We start from the raw sequence: 19,240 nt of genomic DNA, 5'->3' as shown, positions 1-19,240 counted from the left end.
ACCCAATCTCGCTTTGCTACAACAGTTACACAAGTGGCAAGAAAGCTACCGCTTACTGGGCACACCGGTTCGTATCCAGCCCCTGGAAATTACCTATGTGGGTTCAATCCATACTGCCGAAATGTGTCAGCAGGAAGCCAAAAAGCTAGGAGACCAGCTCAAAACCTGGCTGCTATCCCACACGTTTATCGCCATTGACCAGCCCCTGCGAGAGGAACTTAGCCCGACAGACACCGTGCGCTTGGTGATTCGCACCACTAATGTTCATCTGCAGCATTTACCCTGGCATCTGTGGGACATTGTTGACCGCTACCCTCAGATTGAAATTGCCCTGGGTACCCCCAGCCTTAAACGCCTGGAGGAGCGCCCGGCTCGGCACTCAACAGTTAAGATTCTTGCCATTTTAGGTGACAGCAGTGGCATTGATGTAGCTGCCGATCGGCAGCTGCTGGAGGCTATTCCCGGTGCTGAGGTGACTTTTTTAGTTGAACCTCGACGGCAACAGATTACCGATCAGCTGTGGGAACAACCCTGGGATTTACTCTTTTTTGCCGGGCATGGCCGTACCGAGGCCGGGGCGGGCAAAATTTTTATCAATCCCCAGGAAAGCCTCACCCTAGAAGAGTTGAAGTACGGTCTGCGAGAGGCCGTTAGACAGGGACTACAGCTGGCAATTTTTAATGCCTGTGACGGTCTGGGGCTGGCCACTGCCCTGGCTCCCCTGGGGCTGCCGCAAATGATCTTGATGCGAGAGCCTGTTCCCGATCAGGTGGCCCAAACCTTCTTAAAATACTTTTTAGATGCCTATGTAACCGGTGCATCGCTTTATCTAGCAGCCCGACAGGCTAGGGAACGACTGCAGGGGCTTGAAGACCGTTTTCCCTGTGCCAGCTGGCTACCGATCATTTTTCAAGTTAATCCGGTGTTGCCCAAAGGCTGGTCCCAGCTGACGGGTGCGCCCGCGGCCCCACCGTCGCACCCGGTGCCCAAACCGCTGGGCGGTCTTCCTATAAAAACACTGCTCACCCTCGGTGCCGTGGTCACCGCCAGTGTGGGTATTCTCCGCTGGACGGGAATGCTACAGCGTCCAGAATTAGCAGCCTACGACCGGCTGATGCGGCAGCAGCCTGCCCGGACGATTAAGCAACGTCAGCAACGGGTGCTCTTGGTGGAGGCCACGACAGAAGATGTCAATACCTATGGCTATCCGCTACCTGATGAGGTACTGGCCCAGGCCATTGATCAGCTGAACCCCCATCAGCCCAGGGTGATCGGTCTCGATATTTTTCGCCCTGAGGCGTCACCGTCCACACCCCTCGGACAACGCTTTCAGAACAATAACGTGGTAACCCTGTGTAGCTTTGGCCAGGCCGGTGGCGGCAACCAGGGGGGCATTGGTCCCCCCCCGCAGCTACCTGAAGAACAGGTGGGCTTTAGCAATGTGGTGATAGACCCGGACGGTGTACTGCGACGACAGCTGCTCTTTGCCCAGCCGGACACCACCAGCCCCTGCACCAGTCGTACATCGTTAGCCATGCTGACGGCCCTACATTATTTAGATGCCCAGGGCATTCAGCTAGAAACCATAGACGATCAGCGTCTGCGTCTCGGTGCGGCCACCCTCACTCCCTTGGAAAACCGCAGTGGAGGTTATCAAGACGTTGATGCTCGCGGGTTTCAGATATTATTGCGATATGGCCCCGTGGCTGAGCGGATGACGCTGTCTGAGTTACTGAGCGGTGAGGCCAGGCTGGAAAATTTGGATGCTCGTGCCGTTCTGATTGGTATGAGTGCGCCCACCTCAAACCCGACGGATTATTTTCTAACCCCCCTGGGAACCGGTCAGGGGGCAAAAGTCCCGGGCATTGATATCCATGCCCAAACGATTCACCATCTTTTGGCGGCGGCTCTGGATGAAGAAGCTTTGTTAAAAAGTACGTCCCCCTGGGTTGACTGGCTATGGATTGCTAGCTGGGCTTTGATAGGCTGTGGACTAACGGTTAAACGACGGCCCTGGATTGTGTGGTGTTTAAGTTTAGGGATAGCGACGCTGCTGCTGTATGGCATCAGCTGGGTGCTGCTCTTGACTATCGGTCTGTGGATGCCGCTGGTGCCCGGTGCCATGGCTTTGGTGGGGGCCAGTGGCGGTGCGATCGCATACCAAAGACTCGCAGGCCAAGAGCCGCCCAGCAGCCATTCCTGACAAATCGCTGCAAGCCACGTAGTTACAACTAGTACGCATAGGGAGTCTGCCTCCATGTCTCGACTGTCGTATTTAGCCCAAAAATCTTTAATCAGCTCAGTGTTAGTTAGCTCAGTGGCCGCCCTCACCACGCTGAGCGTGGGACTGCCGGTTCTGGCCCTACAGTACAATCCTCCCAACCGAGGTGCCCCGTCCAATACCTGGAATGCAGGCAGTCGCGGCGGCTGTATTGATCTAACCGCCGTACAACCCACCCAAACCAACTGGGGAGAAACCTTGATGGCGCATCCCACCTTTGGCATTTATGTGTCTGAACCGGCAACAAATCTTACCTTTGAGCTTAGAGATGAGCGCTCCAAAGAGATTCTTCACCGAGTCACCTTTGATCAAATCGACGGCCCTGGCATTAGTCTCTACACACTACCTGACACGGCTCCAGCGCTAGAACCAGACCAGTACTATCGCTGGCGGGTGAGTCTGGACTGTGCACAGTTCAACACCGACAAGATTCAGTACACAGGTGGAAAAGAGTCCGGTGGCATGATTGTCCGTCGAGCCCTCAGTGATGAGCTGCAGACCCATCTAGAAACTATGGCAGATGCTGAAAAACCGGCACTGTTCGCTACTCAGGGTCTCTGGTACGACATGGTCCATACTCTGTTGATGCAGCCATCTCATCAGGCTGAAACAGAGCAGTGGACAGATTCGTGGCAGAGTTTGTTGGCTCATCCTATGGTTCAGCTACATAATTTAATGGAGGCAACGTTGGTTGATTGTTGCTTAGCTGTTGACTGTCCAGAATCGGGCCTATCAGAAACAGGTTCATCAGACGCTGCGCTGCGCTAACCCTCATATGCAAGATTCTCTTGTTGCTACTAAGAGACTTTCTCCTAGGCTGCCATCGGAGATGCCTGTATGAAACAGCCAAAAAACAACGGCTAACTACGTCGCTGATTTATTAGGCCATCTATAGTTTCTTTTGATAATGTCATGATTTCTCGATAGGAGATGCCTGATAACACTACAGTTCAACTAATAGTTGAGTTTTATCATCCTTATCTACTAGCACAGACTCTGCGGTGGGCTATGCCTGCTATCCGACAGAAATATGAAAATCCCTTAGCCTGGGCGACGTTTTCCCTGATAGGTGCTGCCGAGTAATGGGATAGTGATAGTGTCGTACCAACCTCAGTCGCTATGGCAAAACGGCTAAATATCAAGGACTTTTCAGCCATTTCTATTAGGTTCATCTGGGCTATTTATCAGGATTATCTCAGCTTGCCTGGCTAAAGTGAGGTCAGATAAATAAGTTTTACTCTGTGCTGTCACCCTCTGCGCGTTACTCCAATGAAATTTGACCCAGGTTGTATTCAATTTCGCCTTACTGCTGGCATGGTGCTAGCCTCTATTATTGGTTTTGGCGGCATGACCGCCTGGGGTAACTTTAGAATGCAGCAGATTTTGATCAAGGGCCATAAAGAAAATGCCCTGGAAATCGCTGATCGATTTGGTCAAGATGTGGCCTGGATGGATGAGAGTATGCCATCTAAAAAAGCGCTGGAGAAAGTTATCAACTATCGTTCTACAGCTGATACCGCTATTTGGATTCGTTCCCCCGAAGGCGATCTGATCGCCCAGTCCGAGACCCTTGATATGGGCTCGTGGAAGAAAGACGGATTTGCAGCAGAGGTTCTGAGTCTGCCTGCCACTAAGAAACTAGACAGTGTGGCCATCCAAGGTCGCGAGCTAATTGTTTGTATTTCCCCCCTAGAAGTCAACGGTAGTCTGGTGGGGGATTTGTTTGTTATTGATGATATTACTCAAAATCAGCGCAGTTTTGCCGTTGTCACCCGCGATCTCACCCTGGCTAGTATTTTTGTCATTGGTCTGTCGGCCCTGGTGATTGCCATCTATGTGCGCCAGTCCATCAAGCCAATTTGCAAAATGAATGAGCTGGCGGCAGATGTGTCGTCTGATAATTTGGCGGATACCCGTCTGGAACTTGACCGGGCTCCGACTGAGGTTCGAGATTTGGCTCAGGCATTTAATATGATGCTAGGCCGATTATCTGGGTCTTGGGAGCAGCAGCGCCGATTTGTCAGCGATGTGTCCCACGAGTTACGCACGCCTTTAACGTTGGTCCATGGCTATTTGCAAAGTACATTGCGTCGCTGCAATACGCTGACCGAACCCCAGCGAGAGGGGCTGGAAATTGCGGCCTCGGAAGCGGACCGTACCATTCGTTTATTACAGGACCTGCTCGATCTAGCTCGGGCTGATGGCGGTCATATTCGGTTTCATTTAGAGCGTGTTCCTTTAAAGGACATGATTATAGACACGGTCGAAATGTGCCGTTATCCGAGCGACCGAGTCCAGGTTGATATTCAGAGTGCTGGCATTGATGCGCGGGCCGACCGGAATCGATTAAAGCAGGTGCTGATCAATCTGGTTGATAATGCCGTTAAATATTCTGAAGACGATACGGTTGTGAATGTACGTCTGAGCCAGGAGGGGGAATGGGCAGTGATTCAAGTGTGCGATCGCGGTCGAGGCATTCCCACAGCTGACCTGACTCAAATCTTTGAACCCTTTTACCGAGTAGACGAAGACCGCTCCCGGATGACCGGGGGAACCGGCCTCGGATTATCCATCGTTAAAACCCTAGTAGAAGGCATGCGAGGCAAAATTAAGGTACAGTCCAAACCAGGTGACGGTAGTATATTCACCGTTAGTCTGCCAACCTAATCAGGCTATTACCGGAGTCAAGCATTATGACAGAGACCTCAGCCAAAATTTTAGTCATCGAAGATGAAGTCCAACTGGCCAAATTTGTGCAGATGGAACTCTCCTACGAAGGCTACGACGTTGCTGTGGCCAACGATGGCCTGTCCGGGCTAATGGCCGCTCGAGACAATGTACCAGACCTGATTTTGCTGGATTGGATGATGCCTGGTCTAGCGGGTGTGGAAGTCTGCCGTCGATTGCGCAGTACCGGCTCCCAGATACCGATTATTTTTCTGACGGCTAAAGACGATGTGGCCGACCGGGTCGCCGGTCTAGATGCCGGAGCCGATGACTATGTGGTCAAACCCTTTAGCATCGAAGAACTGCTGGCCCGTGTGCGGGCTCACCTGCGTCGCAACGACCCCCAAGAAGCCGAAACACTACAGTTTGAAACCCTCACCCTGAATCGCAAAACCCGCGAGGTCTTTCGCGGCGATCGGGGCATTGAGCTAACGGCCAAAGAATTTGACCTATTGGATTATTTGATTGCCCATCCCCGGCAGGTACTGACCCGCGATCAGATTTTAGAAAAAGTCTGGGGCTATGACTTTATGGGCGACTCCAACATTATTGAGGTGTATATTCGCTATCTGCGGTTAAAGCTAGAAGCCGAAGCCGAAAAGCGGCTGATCCAGACCGTACGCGGTGTGGGCTACGTGCTGAGGGAGTAATTGGCCCACTTAGATCTTTCACCTGGCGGGGAAGCGCCAACTCGCCCAGGGTTCAAAACCCAGCGCGGGCTTCAGCTACATGGCCAATCTTAGTGCAAGATATGAGCTAAAGGGGTTGAAGATCGCTGAAAGCTCTAGATATAGAACCTCACACCCAACTTGTCCCTTGAGTGGACAACCATCGACTAGCGGTGGGTTTTGAACCCAACGTGGGCTGAAGCCTCATGACCAACACAGGTGCAAGCTCTTAGAGCAACTACTCAATTAAATGCTTTAAGTCTTCGACAAAGCTGGTGAAAAAGTTAGGGCTATCAACCTGCAGGGCAACCCAGGCATTGGTACCGGACTTGGCTCTGTGGCGTTCGTCCATCAGGGTCTGACCTAGCGTCCATTCCCCCTGGGTTTCCACCTGAACTCTGGCCCGTCTGAGCATCAGCGTCTCAGGGTAAAAAAGATAGCCCACCGTCGCCGCATCGTGAACTAAGAAACCAGGGATTCCACCTGTTGCCCGGTATTTCAGGGCGGTACTCACCATGAATCGACAGAGCTTCACCACAAACTGAGCCAAATTGCTGTGGGCATTATGCTGGGTAACTATCTCCGCCATCGTTTGGGTGAACACCAGATCTCGAGTCACATCCAGGGGCAGCACCACAATGTCGTCACGACTGTCGAAGACGACCTGAGCGGCTTTGGGATTAAACCAAATGTTAAACTCCGCCGTTGGGGTAACGTTGCCCCGACAGTGAAAGGCTCCCCCCATCACCACAATTTCTTTGGCTTTTTTGAGAATACCGGGCTGTTTGGCTTCTGCAGCGGCCAGGTTGGTCAGGGGACCAATGGCAAGGATGGTAATCTGACCCGGATCGGCGTTAAGGGCTTCGATCAGCAGGTCGTCGGCACTTTGAGCTGAGTCAAAGTCTCGGGCTGACGATGGCAGTGTGCGCGATAGATTGCCCATGCCATCTGTCCCGTGAATGTGACCGGCGTTTTCTCCTGGATCGGATTGCAAGGATACGGCACGACCGATCGGAATAGTGGAGAATCCAGCCAGCTCTAGAATTTGGGCGCTGTTGGTGAAGGTGTTACGGGCTGCCACATTACCCTCCGCAGCTGTAATGGCGACTAGATCAACCAATCCCTGTTTGACCAGGCTTAACAACCATAGAAATACGAAAATATCGTCGCCGCCGGGATCGGTATCGAGAATGATTTTGGTGGGGTCAGTCATAATGGCTTAAATCTCTTGAGGATGCGTAAGACAATTTACGAGTAAATCTTGCTGTAATAGTGGGTTCTAGAGGGTTGGTGAACTCCCTGGGCAGGGTTACGGAATGAGGTAAGGGTGGGAGTGCTTCCTAGATGACCAGCAGTAGTTCAATAAAACGATTCCAGGTTAGGGGCTGACCATCGATGTGATTCTGGAGAAACTGCATATCCTTCGACGATAGGGGCCGCTCGCTAACGCTGGCCATCGCCACATTTATTTCCCGTAGGCTGATGGTGTCGTCTTCGTTGGCATCGATGGGTAGAAAATAGGTGACAAAGTCGTCATATTTGGCCATCAACTGTCGGTGACGTAGCATCAGCTCACCGAATTCAGCAAAGTCAATTGTGTGGCTTTTATCGCGATCCAACCCCTTAAAGAGACGGCCAATCTCGCTTTTGGATAAGTCTTGACTGGACTGCTGCAGGTGATAGCTGAGTTCTTCTAAGGAAAGCTGGCTGCTACGGTCTTGGTCAATTGTGTCAAAAATGTAGCGCAGGTCGCTTTTTGTACTAGGGGAGGCTCGATCAAACAACCGAGTTTGGCGATCGCCTGCAATCGCCGCCGCCAGATCTCGACGGAAGTGGGCAATAATGCCCTGCGCGACCTCAAAGCGCTGACGGTGTTCCTCAGGGCTGGCCACGGTGTGCAGTGCCACAGGTACCAGGGAGGGAATCGATCGCTGTAAAATCAGAAATATCCCGATGGTAACGATCACAAACGGTACTGCCAATATGGGCAAACCCACAGCTCCAAACCAGGGCACCAACAGCCAACTCAACACTGAGGCCAGAAATGCTCCTAAACCTGCCAGAGCAATACTAAGCCGAGTGGGTGTGTAAAAGGTGCCGCCAATAGCCATCGCCGTGAGCACGGCGTTGTAGCCCCACAGTCCAAGATAGATTTCATCTGGCCTGGCCCGCATTACTAGCCCGGCCAGCAGATACATTGCACACCCCAGCAGACCGACCAGGGCTCCCATTGGGGTGCAAATGGCAATTGCCAGAACCACTAGGGCAACAGAGGTGAGATTGCTGGAAAAATATACCTGAGCCAGTCCCAACGGTAACGACTGTATCAGCTGTGAACCGTCTATTGTGCTCTCTGGGAAGGGCGATGGGGGTGGTCCCAGATCGAACAGGGACTGGGGTAAGATCGCAATCAACACCAAAAATGTCATCATCACCCCGATAAAGGGAATCCCCAGGGGGGCCACCCGAAACCGAGAGGTAAACCACACCCCCACGGTTTGCATCACGAATGCCGACAGGGCTGACAGTGCGATCGCAGCTACCAGCCAAATAACGTTCCATTCACCGTTGCCAAAGGTTCCGAAGAAGCCCATCGCAGCCCCGACTAGCATGCCGTTGAGGCCAAAAATGCCATTTTGAATCATGCCCCGGTTGGCAGCAGGCGACCCGATAGGAATCTGGTTCAGCAGCATCGCAGTGAAGGTAGCGGTAACAGTACCCAATAGTGCCAACAGCCCCAACCAGGGAGATTCAATTGTCATGGCCAACAGAATCAAAAAGCCGCTGACGGGATTATTAGCAAAAATGACCTGACCAATTCCTCGCAGAGTTGCGTTGATGAAGTCTAATTTTGGCTGGGACGCAAGCCTGCGGTTGAGCCACTGCATCGTGCCTGTAATGGTCTCTGGCATTTGCTGGGAAGCCTCTGGTGCCAGCAGGTGGGCAATTAATTCGTGCAGCGGCAGCGGGGCTGTTGCCGGACTTGAATTTGTCATCGGTCAATTTTGAAAGCGATTTGATTGGCCATATTCAAAAATAAGGAACTTTTGATTTGGATTACCCTCGAACAAACAGCAAAGATCCGGCTGCTGATCCTAAAAACCCTATATCGCCAGCGATGCCAGCTCCGCCATTGATACCTGGCCATCGCCGTCGGTATCGAGGGTTTTAAACATCATGCTGATCAATCCCTTTTGAGCACGCCCGGTGCGCTCTACTAGTGCAGTCTGTAATTCGATAGGAGACACATAGCCGTCCTGATTGTGGTCAAGCGAGACAAACGCTTGTTTAACGGCCTCTTCCAGCTCAGCTTTTGATATTTGTCCATCGTTGTTGGTATCCCACTGCTCAAAATTGACCAGGGTACGCCAGGCATCTTTCATGCAGCTTTCCAGAATTAAGTTTTTGGCCGGCAGACATTGTTCGATAGTCGGTGCACCGCCGTTGGCGTTGACATAGTCCAGCAGAGGTTTAATCTCATTCATACCGGTTAACAAAAACTGATAAATACCCAAGCTGTAAATCTTTTGAGCATCGAAGGGACTGTGATTGATACTGACGATTTTGTGACTAGGGTGGTCTTCAATTTCCACGTCTAAATCGGCATGGAGAAAGCTGGAAACTTCCCGGTCAGGGGTACTACGGGTGAGCGTAATGGCTGTTTGCAACACATATCCCGGCACCTGAATGACCGCTATCTCAGTATCAAAGGGAATCTCTTCGAGCAGATCCCCATAGGTAAAAGATGACCCAGCGGCGTAGTTGCGATCGCCCCGCACACAGCCCCCCTGAAGCATGACCAAGTCCATCCCTGGGGAGCTTTTTTTGATATAAGAACACAGGGTTGAAGCGACTTTTTCAGGCTGAAACCGTGTTCGTTTCGAGGACATGGCCGCTTTAACCTCAAAGATTTCCACATCCATCAGCGATCCTAGCAATCGCTGGGTGATTTCCACAAACATCCGGGCGTTGGGATCGGCCTCAAAGTGGCTGGCGGGCAGCAGATGAACAGCGGTGTGCATCTGATCGTCAATATCCCACCAGATATCAACGATGACGACATTAGTGGCATCAGACCCCGCCTTCACAATCAGACTCTGACTGATTTCCTCAATAAAAATTTCGTGCTCATGACCGCCAAGAATCACCGGTACCAGCCCCCTAAGCTGATCGTCGTCGTCAATTTGATCGGCCAGTTCACGGTCTTCCCCAATTGTTTGATGGGTCAGGGGGATAATCAGGTCGGCCTCACATTTGGACCAGGTTGCCTGAAGCGCCTCAAAAATGGGCTGGAGAATGAGATCGCTACCAGGGCGAAAGCTATCGGTATTGTTGGTGCAAAATCCTGAAAAAGCAACTCGATGACGACCCACTTCAACCACATCATACTTGGGCAAAAGCTGACCGCTGGCATCGGTAATTGACAGGTTGGAAATATTGCCATTGAGGCACTTGCCGGTATAGCTTTTGAATCGCTCACGTAGGATATCTAGTCGAATATCAAACTCATGATTACCAAAACAAAGGTAGTCAATATTCACCACCTTCAAAATGTCGAGCATGGCTTTGCCGCCATCTAGAGATGAAATTAAGCAAGGGGAAAGAAAATCGCCGCTGAGTGTCGCAATCACCACTGCATTCTCTGCAGTTTGCTTGAGCGCCTGAATCACCGTTTCTACATAGGGATAGCTGGTGATGTCATACACATCGTTGATAGATGCAATTCTCAGGTAAGGGCCAATTGCGTTGCGAGGCCTAGGCAAATACAACGATAGAGGGCGGTCTGGGGGACTAGCTATAGTCATTAATTCAGCACCCTTAAGGAAAATTTTTCAAGCAAGCTGCTTCAGACATGAGAAGCAAACTTCCGAGCCGAGCTGGCTGCAACAACCGAAATAATAGCTTGTATGGCGGTTGAGATGGAGAGTTGCCGATCTCTGAAATAACTGAGACAGGCTAACCTTATGAAGGCTTTCTCCCCCTCTGAAAAACAACACTATTATCTTGAGTAACTCATTAGATCCTAAACTCTTATGGCGGTTTAACCCGACTATTGCAGCAGTAAAGTATAAATTTCTTAACCGAGAATAACTGACTCAAAACAGTTAAATAATTGCTATATCAAAGCCATACCGCATTCAGCGTCATCCCAGAAAATCAAGCTTTCACGTGACCAGGTCATAAAATCAGTGCAGCACGTAAGTCGCCGCTTGGTATACGTCAATAACAAAGTGTGTCCTAGGGCAGCATCTACTTTTCTGTTTCAACCGGCTGACTATTATTCAGCGACGCTGTTTGCCTTTCTTGCTTCAGGGTTTGAATCTCCATGCTCAGGCTATCCACAGCCTGTTTCAAAGCTTGAATTTCTGCTTGAAAGGTTGCTTGAATTTCAGCCTGATGATCTTGAAGCACCCCCTTGATAAACGTGCCTAAAACATCTTGAATAGGTCGCCAAATCCCCTGCCAACGCTCCTGATCTTCTTTTAACAACATGATGTAAGTGTCAAAGCTGTGGGGAAAAGGAATACCCCCCAAAAATTCTAACGCTCCCCCAAAATCGATCGAGACCCCTTGGGAACCCAAACCAACCACATTGTGGGACTCCCCAACGGGCACACAGTCCCCCAGATAAAAATCGCCAATTCTGAGACCACTGGCCGCAAACATACTCAGGGGAAATGGAACCGATAGCGGCAGATTAGGGACAGGATCAAACCAATTTTCGATACGGTAGCTCATGCCCTCAGGAATTTGCTGATGGTAGTACTGGGCAAAGGCATCATTGCCAACTTTCGGGGCGGCGATCGAATAGGTTTTGGTTTTGATGGACGCCGCTTTAAGATTGCGGTGTAGTGCAAGTGCACCCAGGTGGGCTAAGCCGCCGCCTAGGCTATGACCTGTGACATAAACTTCTAGGGGCTCAGGGAGGGCATCTAGTTTGAGTAAGGCGGCTTGTTCGACCGCGATGATGTGTTCAAGTTCGTCATTGTTGCCAATTTCTCCATCTTCAAGGGCTTCCGCAATTAGCCCTTTCACCGGTTGTTCAAACTCGGCTCCCAGGCGAATGGTGCCAGCATCGGCCATGGCGGTGGCGCAGGCTAGCGTTCGTTCGGGGGAGAGCTGGTTTAAACTTTGAAAGTCTTTGGATTTAAGCTGACCGGCTAAGGTTTTGAAAAACAGTTTGATTTCATCAGCAACAGACTCAAAGGCCAAAAATAATCCCTGGACAACTTTGACCTTTGCATCAGTCATGGTGCCATACTTGACCAGATCCCACTGCATATCGGTGGCAAGGTCGGTTAGTTCTACACCGCCGCGATCGGTCAAAATCGATCCCCGGAATACGACGGTATATTGTTGAGCATCCTGTCTTTTGAGGATCATGCCGCGCACATTGGTATCGTCATTACGAATACTGTGGGCAAATTTCCAGCCCTGGCGACCGTGAACAGCATTGTAGATTTCTTCTAGTTCGGTGTCATCTACAGAGCCATCATCTTGCTGAAAGATGGCATAGATTTGCTTACAAAATCCGGCGGTTAATAGAGCTTCATCAAAACTAAAACCGCTTTGGAGCGTGGGGGGTATTTTGCTATTGATCATAGTGACTGAATTTAAGTGATGGAATGTCGGTGATGAAGTAATGGGAAAACAGCAGGAAAACGTGAGAAGAACGTTGGTAGTTGACTGGCTTAAACCTCGTCAAGACAGTTGTTAAGCTTACGAGCTAGGGTCTCCACATGGGGCGATCTCAGCAATGAAAAATGGTGTCCTGGAATTTTATAAACCTCAGTGCCCTGCATTGCAAACTTGAGCCAGCCCGTTACAGCATCTTGTCGATTGTTGCCAAAAACTGGGTCGGCATGAAATAACGTAATTTTTCCCGGATAGGGTTTGGGTTGGTAGTTAAGCATGGCTTCGGTGTTGGCTTGTATTACCTGTAGCAGGCCCTGTAGAGCCGGTTGGCGAAATGTCATCAATCTTGATTCCTGTTCTATCAGCCTGGCAATATTGTCTGGAGTAAGAAGACCCATAAACGTCCACAGATCAGGAGCTTGGGCAGACGGCTCCCCAGCTAGTCGCAGGTGGGCATAATCAGCGACATAGGGCCAAATATGGGGGGCTGACGAGGTCAGAAAGAATGTCGTCAGATCGACTAGATTGGTCAGTTTATTGGTCGAAAGCGGCGGCGTATCTAACAGCACCACCTTGGCCACTCGTTGCCCCTGCTGCCTCAGCTGGGTAGCCATTTCTAAGGCCACATAAGCCCCAAATGACCATCCGCCCAAATAGTAAGGATCTTGGGGCTGGAGCTGGAGCAAAGCTTCAAGATAATGAGCGGCCATTGCTTCGATTGTGGTTAACGGCTGCGATCCCCCCTCTAGCCCCACCGACTGCAAGGCCCAAAACGGTCGGTCGTGGCCGAACACCCGCACCAGCGGATAGTAAGGAAAGACAACACCCGCCAGGGGATGAATACAAAAGAAGGGTGGCTTTGTTCCCTGGGACTGTAGGGGCACTAAGCAGGAAGAACGTTGGTGATCGTCTGGGCTGGCATGGGCCAAGGCATGGGCCAGAGCAGCCATGGTGGGATGTTCGTACACCACCTGGCTCGGCAGCTGAAATCCTAACCATTCCTCTAGCTCACTGGCCAGGGTTACCAGGGTCAATGAATCTAGACCGTACTGGACCAGGGACATCTGCGGGTTGATTGCCTGGGGAGGCATCCGCAGCAGGGTGGATAACTTGGCCTCCAACCAGGCCTGAATTATCGCTTCGGTGGGGGGTGCAGCCCTAGAAGCGTCTCCAGAAGCAGCCCCAGAAACGGCAGCAGGCTCAGGTGCAGCCATGGGCTGTCGCCACTCACCGACGACATTGAGCGTTTCCATCAGGAATCCTTTTTTGCAAGCCTGCCGCTGGATTTTGCCGCTAGAGGTCTTAAGAATACTGGCGGTCTTGAGAAGCACAATGGCATAGACCTGGAGGTCATGCTCCTCGGCAATGGCGCGACGGATCGCAGCTGCGATCGCAGCCACATCTAGATGCCGCAGGGCCTGGCGCCGCACTTCTTGCACCACCACCAGCTGCTCTTCGTTCTCCATATCGATGGCAAAGGCTGCACCACTCTCGGGTTTTAAGGCTGGATGACTCTGCTGCACCGTGAGTTCAATATCTTGGGGATAGTGATTGCGACCTCGAATAATCACCACATCCTTCAGTCGCCCGGTGATGTAAAGCTCACCACTTTGCAAAAATCCCAAATCGCCCGTGCGCAGAAATGGCCCTTCGCCCGTGTCTTGCAGGTGTGCATCAAACGTCTCTTGAGTTTGTCCAGGGCGTTGCCAGTAGCCCTGGGCCACGCTCAGCCCTGAGGTCCAGATCTCCCCGACCTGGTTGGGCGCACACTGGGTCCGGGTATCTGGGTCAGCAATCACAACCCTGGTATCGAGCAAAGCTCGACCACACCCAGTTAAAGACCTAACGCTTTGGATATTGGATGAGGCTTCTAGAATCTGATTTTGTTCTAGCTGGTTGGCCTCAACCAAACTGTAAATGGGGTCTGCATCGGCTAACCCGCCAGAGATCATTAATGTGGCTTCCGCCATGCCGTAGCAAGGAAATAGAGCATTAGAGCGGAAACCATACGGTTTGAACTTTTGAGTAAAGCGTTCTAGGGTTTGACGACGAACAGGTTCTGCCCCATTCAAGGCGCACCGCCAGCTACTCAGATCGAGGGTGTCTAACTGCTCTGATTTAACCTTATTGATACATAGCTCATAGGCAAAGTTAGGCCCACCGGAATGGGTTGCCCGGTAGTGAGAAATAGCCTGTAGCCAGCGTAGCGGCCGCTGCACGAACGCGGTAGGCGGCATCAAAATGGTTGGCACCCCCTGAGACAAGGGTTTAAGCATCCCTAAAATAAGCCCCATATCATGGAAGCTGGGTAGCCATGACACCATCACACTATCTGGCCTGAGATCCAAGGCTTTGACCATGGACGCGCAGTTGCACAGCAAATTACTATGGCTGACCATGACACCTTTGGGGGTGCCAGTGGACCCGGAGGTGTATTGCAAAAACGCCAGGGTATCACTGCTAATGTCTGGTTTTTGCCAATGCTCGGCCTGGTGGTTGGCGATCCCGTCAGTGGCTATAAAGTGCAAGATGTCTAGATCTTGGGAAAATTGGCTTTCTATCTTTTGTAAAAGCCCTTGGGTTGTCAGCAATAGTTTAGCGTCGGCGTCCGTAACGATTGCTGACAACCGCGTCATCTTTTGATTGGGGCGGGGCGGGTATGCCGGTACTGCAATCACCCCCGCATACAAACACCCCAAAAACGCCGCAATAAACTCCAGACCAGAGGGATACAGCAGCAGCGCCCGTTCCCCCTGACCGCCGAGGGTATGGAGCTGCGCGGCAATTGCCCGCGCCTGGGTGTCTAGCTGTTGATAAGACAGCCTCAGGGTTTCTTGCTCCCCATCTTGCAAAAAAACATAGGCGGTTTGATCGCGCTGAGTCTTTGCCCTGTGTTGAAGTAGGTCGATCCACGTGGAAAATCTTGACATCAAACAGCACCCGTTATGTAAACATTCCAGTCTATGCTCGTATCTTGAGCATAGACTGGCTGCTGGCAGCATAATGGGCGGATTCAACTATTGTTGTTCAGATTGGTCTCAGCTTATTTGCTAAATTCCAAACTTTTCCATAGGTTTATTTCGGCTATGCCAGCCGCAAAGTATAGATTTCTTAACTGAGAACAACCGAGGCAAAACATCGATATACTCAGGCTTTCACCACAGTCACACTGGCCTCGCAAAACAATGATTCTTAAATATTATGTATGCTTTTTGTTCTAGTAAATCATGCATAGCATGGGCAGATAAGTCTCTTTATTACGACTCTTTACACACCTCTACTCCCCATGATCTCCGTTTATAAACGATTGCTCAGCTACCTTAGCGTTAAGTCCAAGCTACCCATGCTCATTCTTGGTGTGAGCTTTGGTGCGATCTCTGTGATGGGATATCTCGGCTGGCATCGAAACAAAATTACCATCAAAAACGATGCCATTAACCATTTGACCAGCGTGCGTGCGTCTAAGGCTCATCAGGTTGAGCACCACTTTAACGTTGTTAAGAATAAGGTAGATATTCTCGCTCAAAACCACATGGTAATTGAGTCGATGATCAAGTTTAAGCGCGGCTTTAAAAAGCTAGATCAAATTTATATTCCAGAGCAGTGGGACACTGAACTTAAGACCTTTTATGACCAGGAGTTTTTTCCTAACCTGGCTAAAAATCTAACCACAACTCCTAGCTATGATCTCTACCAGCCTAGAAGTCAGGCCGAAAGATACTTACATCACCACTATATTGCCCAAAACCCCTTTCCCATTGGCGAAAAATACAAACTAGCCGATGCAAAAAACGGTAGTGAATACAGTGAATTTCACGCCGAATTTCACGAAACGTTGACAGAGCTGATCCAAAAGTTTCGCTTTTACGATCTGTTGCTGATTGACTATCAAACAGGGGACGTGGTGTATTCCGTCATCAAAGAAACCGATATCGGCACCAATTTGGTCAACGGTGCTTATCAGGATAGCAACCTGGCTGAGGTGGTAAGAAGAGTTCAGGAACATCCTGAAAAGGGAGCGGTTCAGGTTGTCGATTTTCAGGCATATCATCCCTCCTATGGTGAACCTGTTATTTTTATGGCGGCCCCGATTTATAACGGTCCCCATGAGGTTGGCATCCTGGCCGTGCAGCTCAATGTTGAGCAACTCAATGAAATCACGACAGGTTTTAAAGATTGGGAAAACGACGGTCTGGGTAGAACAGGAGAAACCTTTCTCTTGGGTGCAGATGGCTATATGCGCTCAACCTCTCGCTACTTGATCGAGCAGCCCGAAAAATATCGCAAGGCTCTGCGCCGCAGCGGTGCTTCAGACGATACAGTACAGCTGGTAGAGAGCCTGGGCACACCCATTCTATTTCAGAAAATAGACAATGAGGCCACCGCTAGAGCCCTGGGCGGAGAAGACGGATTTACCATAGTGTCTGACCCATTTCATGGAGACACAGTGTTTGCTTCCTATGCACCGCTTAACCTCAATGGCTTGAACTGGGTGATTTTGACAGAGATGGATGCCAATGAAATTTATCGGCCACTCCATCAGCTGCAGGCGTATTTACTCACGGCCACAATCATCATTATGCTGCTGGTAACAATCGTAGCAAACGCGATGACCCATCAGCTCTTAGCTCCTGCCAATCGACTTACTGAAGCGCTAGATAAAATCGGTCAGGATGATGGGGAGGTCAACATTCCCGGAGACTCTGAGGGGGTTTTTGGTCGCTTAGGACAGCAGGTCAATCGTCTGATGGCAAGATTAAAGCAGACAACCCAAGCCGTCACCCAACAAAAGTTGGAAAATGAGAAGCTGTTGCTTAACTTAATGCCTTTGAGCGCTGTCAAACGTTTCAAAGATGCAAAAGGAGGAGAGCCGATCGTCGATACAGCCTCCCAGTCCAGCATTGTCTATGGGCGCTTGGTCGGTTTAGCTAAACTCTCTCAAACTAAATCAGTGGAAGAAACCGCCCACATCCTCAATCAGCTGAGTCGTTCTTTTGATGAACTCACCCACAAAGCAGGGATTGACCCGCAAAATACGGCGGACGGTACTTTTGTGGCCGTGTGCGGGCTGTCCTCTATGTACCTTGATCACATGGAACGTGCCGTCAATTTGGCCATTGCCTTGATGGCGGTGGTGCACCGTTTGAGGAGCGATTTGAGGGGCGACTTAGACTTAAAGCTATCGGTCGGTATCCATACTGGCCCCGTTATCGGAGGGCTTGTTGGCGCTCATCAGCTCACCTACAAAATCTGGGGCGAAACGGTTGAGATGGCTGCTCACCTGTGTCAGCAGGCCCAACCGGATCAAATCCTGGTAACGCAGCCCATGTATGAATTACTCCAGGATCGGTATGACTTTGCTTCTGTAACCGCCGGAGGAGAGGAATCTACCTGGGCCATTAAGTTTTAGCTTTATACTTGCACCTAACGCTTCTAGCCACGCTCATGGACAACACACTTTGGATTTGGGTGATCGTTTTAGCGATCGCAGTTCCCATTACGAGTATCGTATTGGGGGATGTGATCGAAACTCTAGAACGACAGCACAGCCCTTTAGCTGTTTTTTTGAGGAAGCTTCGAATTTATCTGCTGCCAACATTGGCGGCCCTATTGGTGCTAGAGCAGGTTCTAGACATTCAGAAAACAGCAACAGCCACTAAACTAGTGGGAACAGCTTTCTGGATAGCGGTCATCATCACACTGCTGGCGCTGCTCAATGCTATTTTTACCAGCCGAGACAAATCGAAAAGTTGGCAAATCTATGTTTCCAACTTGTTCTTTCAAACTGCCCGAGGGTTAGTCCTTTTAACGATTGTTGCCCATATCCTGGGGCACCTATGGGGATTTAATCTAGGCGAAGCTGCGACCGCCCTGGGTGTCGGTTCTTTGGTCATTGCTCTGGCACTGCAGGATACATTCAGCAGCTTGGTATCTGGCTTACTGTTATTATTCTCTAACCCCTTCAAAGTCGGAGATTGGATTGCCTGTGGGGATGTGGAAGGGCGAGTTATTGACATGAACTGGCGGGCCGTCACCCTGTCTCACTATGATCACTATCTCTGTGTTATTCCCAATGGCACCTTAGCCTCTGAAACTATCATCAACTATTCGCTAAATCCCCATCGTGAACAAGAAATTGAAATTAATTTTTCCTTTGACGATTCCCCTGGTAAAGTTCTCCCGATTTTAGAGCGTCTTACTGAAGGAATTGCCGAGATTAGACCCGGTTCTGCCGAAGCTAGAATTGTTAGCTATGGAGAGTCTGCAATTAACTATGTTTTGGAATACTGCGTAGAGCCTGAAAAAGAAGAAGACGTTTCAGGCACGCTATACGCTCGTCTTTACTATGCGGCTAAGCGCCATCGACTTACCATTCCGTATCCGATTAAAATCGATTATAAATTGGATGCTAGCGAGCTTAAAGCGAAAGAGCAAGAGCCAGAAATACTGGACTTTCTGCAACTGCTGCCCAGTTTTCAATGTCTGGATGACGCGATGCTCCATCAAATCGCATCAGAGGCTATGGTTGAATATTATGGCATTGGAGAGACTATTCTTCGCATGGGAGAATCAAATCAGGGGCTGCATGTAATTCTCCATGGCATTGTTCAGCTATTTGCCCTAAACATTCATGACCAGCTGCAGGAGGTGACCCGTTTAGAACGGGGAGCCATTTTTGGAGAGATGGCGATTTTCCCTGGAGAGGTAAGTCCTGTTTCCGTCGCTGTTGTTGATGACTTGACGGTTGTTGTGATTCCAACGGAGCTATTGGTTAGCCTGATACAGAGATTCCCTCAGTTTGCACTAGCTATAGATCAGCTGATCAAAAGTCGGAGAAAACTGATAGATTTGGCCAAAGGGTATGCTGAACTATCCCAGATCTCCAGCTGATGGTGCGATCTCAACCGAGGTTAACGACACCTATTGA

11 protein-coding genes are annotated in these 19,240 nt (G+C 50.4%); 6 read left to right on the top strand and 5 right to left on the bottom strand.

Annotated features, from left to right (window positions below; all coding sequences use genetic code 11):
- The 4 genes from IQ260_RS03245 to IQ260_RS03230 form a co-directional block, all read left to right on the top strand.
- The coding region (locus tag IQ260_RS03245; RefSeq protein ID WP_193990799.1) for a CHASE2 domain-containing protein at positions 1-2,203 on the top strand (2,203 nt) is incomplete at its 5' end.
- Positions 2,204-2,257: 54 nt separating this feature from the next.
- Positions 2,258-3,049 carry a DUF928 domain-containing protein gene (locus IQ260_RS03240; protein WP_193990797.1) on the top strand — a complete coding sequence of 264 codons (792 nt, stop codon included), beginning with the start codon at positions 2,258-2,260 and terminating at the stop codon, positions 3,047-3,049.
- Positions 3,050-3,550: 501 nt separating this feature from the next.
- Positions 3,551-4,948: a sensor histidine kinase gene (locus IQ260_RS03235; protein WP_193990795.1), complete on the top strand. Its 1,398-nt coding sequence runs from the start codon at positions 3,551-3,553 to the stop codon at positions 4,946-4,948.
- Between the two features lie 26 nt (positions 4,949-4,974).
- The gene (locus IQ260_RS03230; protein ID WP_193990793.1) at positions 4,975-5,658 is read left to right on the top strand and encodes a response regulator transcription factor; all 684 of its coding nucleotides are present in this window, start codon (positions 4,975-4,977) and stop codon (positions 5,656-5,658) included.
- A gap of 256 nt (positions 5,659-5,914) precedes the next feature.
- Here IQ260_RS03230 and IQ260_RS03225 read toward each other — a convergent pair whose 3' ends face one another.
- From IQ260_RS03225 to IQ260_RS03205, 5 genes are all read right to left on the bottom strand, one after another.
- Complete coding sequence (locus IQ260_RS03225; protein ID WP_193990791.1) at positions 5,915-6,889, bottom strand: nucleoside hydrolase; 975 nt, start codon at positions 6,887-6,889, stop codon at positions 5,915-5,917.
- A 127-nt stretch (positions 6,890-7,016) separates the two neighbouring features.
- Positions 7,017-8,672 (bottom strand): urea transporter, encoded by a 1,656-nt coding sequence (locus tag IQ260_RS03220; protein WP_193990789.1) that lies wholly within the window; start codon positions 8,670-8,672, stop codon positions 7,017-7,019.
- Positions 8,673-8,780: 108 nt separating this feature from the next.
- The gene (locus tag IQ260_RS03215; RefSeq protein WP_193990787.1) at positions 8,781-10,481 is read right to left on the bottom strand and encodes an EF-hand domain-containing protein; all 1,701 of its coding nucleotides are present in this window, start codon (positions 10,479-10,481) and stop codon (positions 8,781-8,783) included.
- A gap of 445 nt (positions 10,482-10,926) precedes the next feature.
- Entirely contained in the window at positions 10,927-12,279 is a 1,353-nt protein-coding gene (locus tag IQ260_RS03210; RefSeq protein WP_193990785.1) for a lipase family protein, read from the bottom strand.
- 89 nt (positions 12,280-12,368) lie between these two features.
- Positions 12,369-15,242, bottom strand: coding sequence for an alpha/beta fold hydrolase (locus IQ260_RS03205; RefSeq protein ID WP_193990783.1), 2,874 nt, complete (start codon positions 15,240-15,242; stop codon positions 12,369-12,371).
- Between the two features lie 356 nt (positions 15,243-15,598).
- Here IQ260_RS03205 and IQ260_RS03200 point away from each other — a divergent pair, with 356 nt between their 5' ends.
- Both IQ260_RS03200 and IQ260_RS03195 read left to right on the top strand, forming a co-directional pair.
- Complete coding sequence (locus IQ260_RS03200) at positions 15,599-17,722, top strand: adenylate/guanylate cyclase domain-containing protein (RefSeq protein ID WP_193990781.1); 2,124 nt, start codon at positions 15,599-15,601, stop codon at positions 17,720-17,722.
- Positions 17,723-17,757: 35 nt separating this feature from the next.
- A complete protein-coding gene (locus tag IQ260_RS03195) occupies positions 17,758-19,203 on the top strand; it encodes a mechanosensitive ion channel family protein (RefSeq protein WP_193990779.1) in 1,446 nt (481 codons plus the stop codon).
- Positions 19,204-19,240 lie beyond the last annotated feature (37 nt).

Source organism: Leptolyngbya cf. ectocarpi LEGE 11479 (assembly GCF_015207065.1).
GTDB classification, from domain to species: domain Bacteria; phylum Cyanobacteriota; class Cyanobacteriia; order Phormidesmidales; family Phormidesmidaceae; genus Leptothoe; species Leptothoe ectocarpi.
This window is presented reverse-complemented; position numbering and strand designations above follow the sequence as displayed.

Coding starts and splice junctions, on each gene's coding strand:
- IQ260_RS03240 (WP_193990797.1), top strand. CDS start 2,258: ATGTCTCGACTGTCGTATTTAGCCCAAAAATCTTTAATCAGCTCAGTG.
- IQ260_RS03235 (WP_193990795.1), top strand. CDS start 3,551: ATGAAATTTGACCCAGGTTGTATTCAATTTCGCCTTACTGCTGGCATG.
- IQ260_RS03230 (WP_193990793.1), top strand. CDS start 4,975: ATGACAGAGACCTCAGCCAAAATTTTAGTCATCGAAGATGAAGTCCAA.
- IQ260_RS03225 (WP_193990791.1), bottom strand. CDS start 6,889: ATGACTGACCCCACCAAAATCATTCTCGATACCGATCCCGGCGGCGAC.
- IQ260_RS03220 (WP_193990789.1), bottom strand. CDS start 8,672: ATGACAAATTCAAGTCCGGCAACAGCCCCGCTGCCGCTGCACGAATTA.
- IQ260_RS03215 (WP_193990787.1), bottom strand. CDS start 10,481: ATGACTATAGCTAGTCCCCCAGACCGCCCTCTATCGTTGTATTTGCCT.
- IQ260_RS03210 (WP_193990785.1), bottom strand. CDS start 12,279: ATGATCAATAGCAAAATACCCCCCACGCTCCAAAGCGGTTTTAGTTTT.
- IQ260_RS03205 (WP_193990783.1), bottom strand. CDS start 15,242: ATGTCAAGATTTTCCACGTGGATCGACCTACTTCAACACAGGGCAAAG.
- IQ260_RS03200 (WP_193990781.1), top strand. CDS start 15,599: ATGATCTCCGTTTATAAACGATTGCTCAGCTACCTTAGCGTTAAGTCC.
- IQ260_RS03195 (WP_193990779.1), top strand. CDS start 17,758: ATGGACAACACACTTTGGATTTGGGTGATCGTTTTAGCGATCGCAGTT.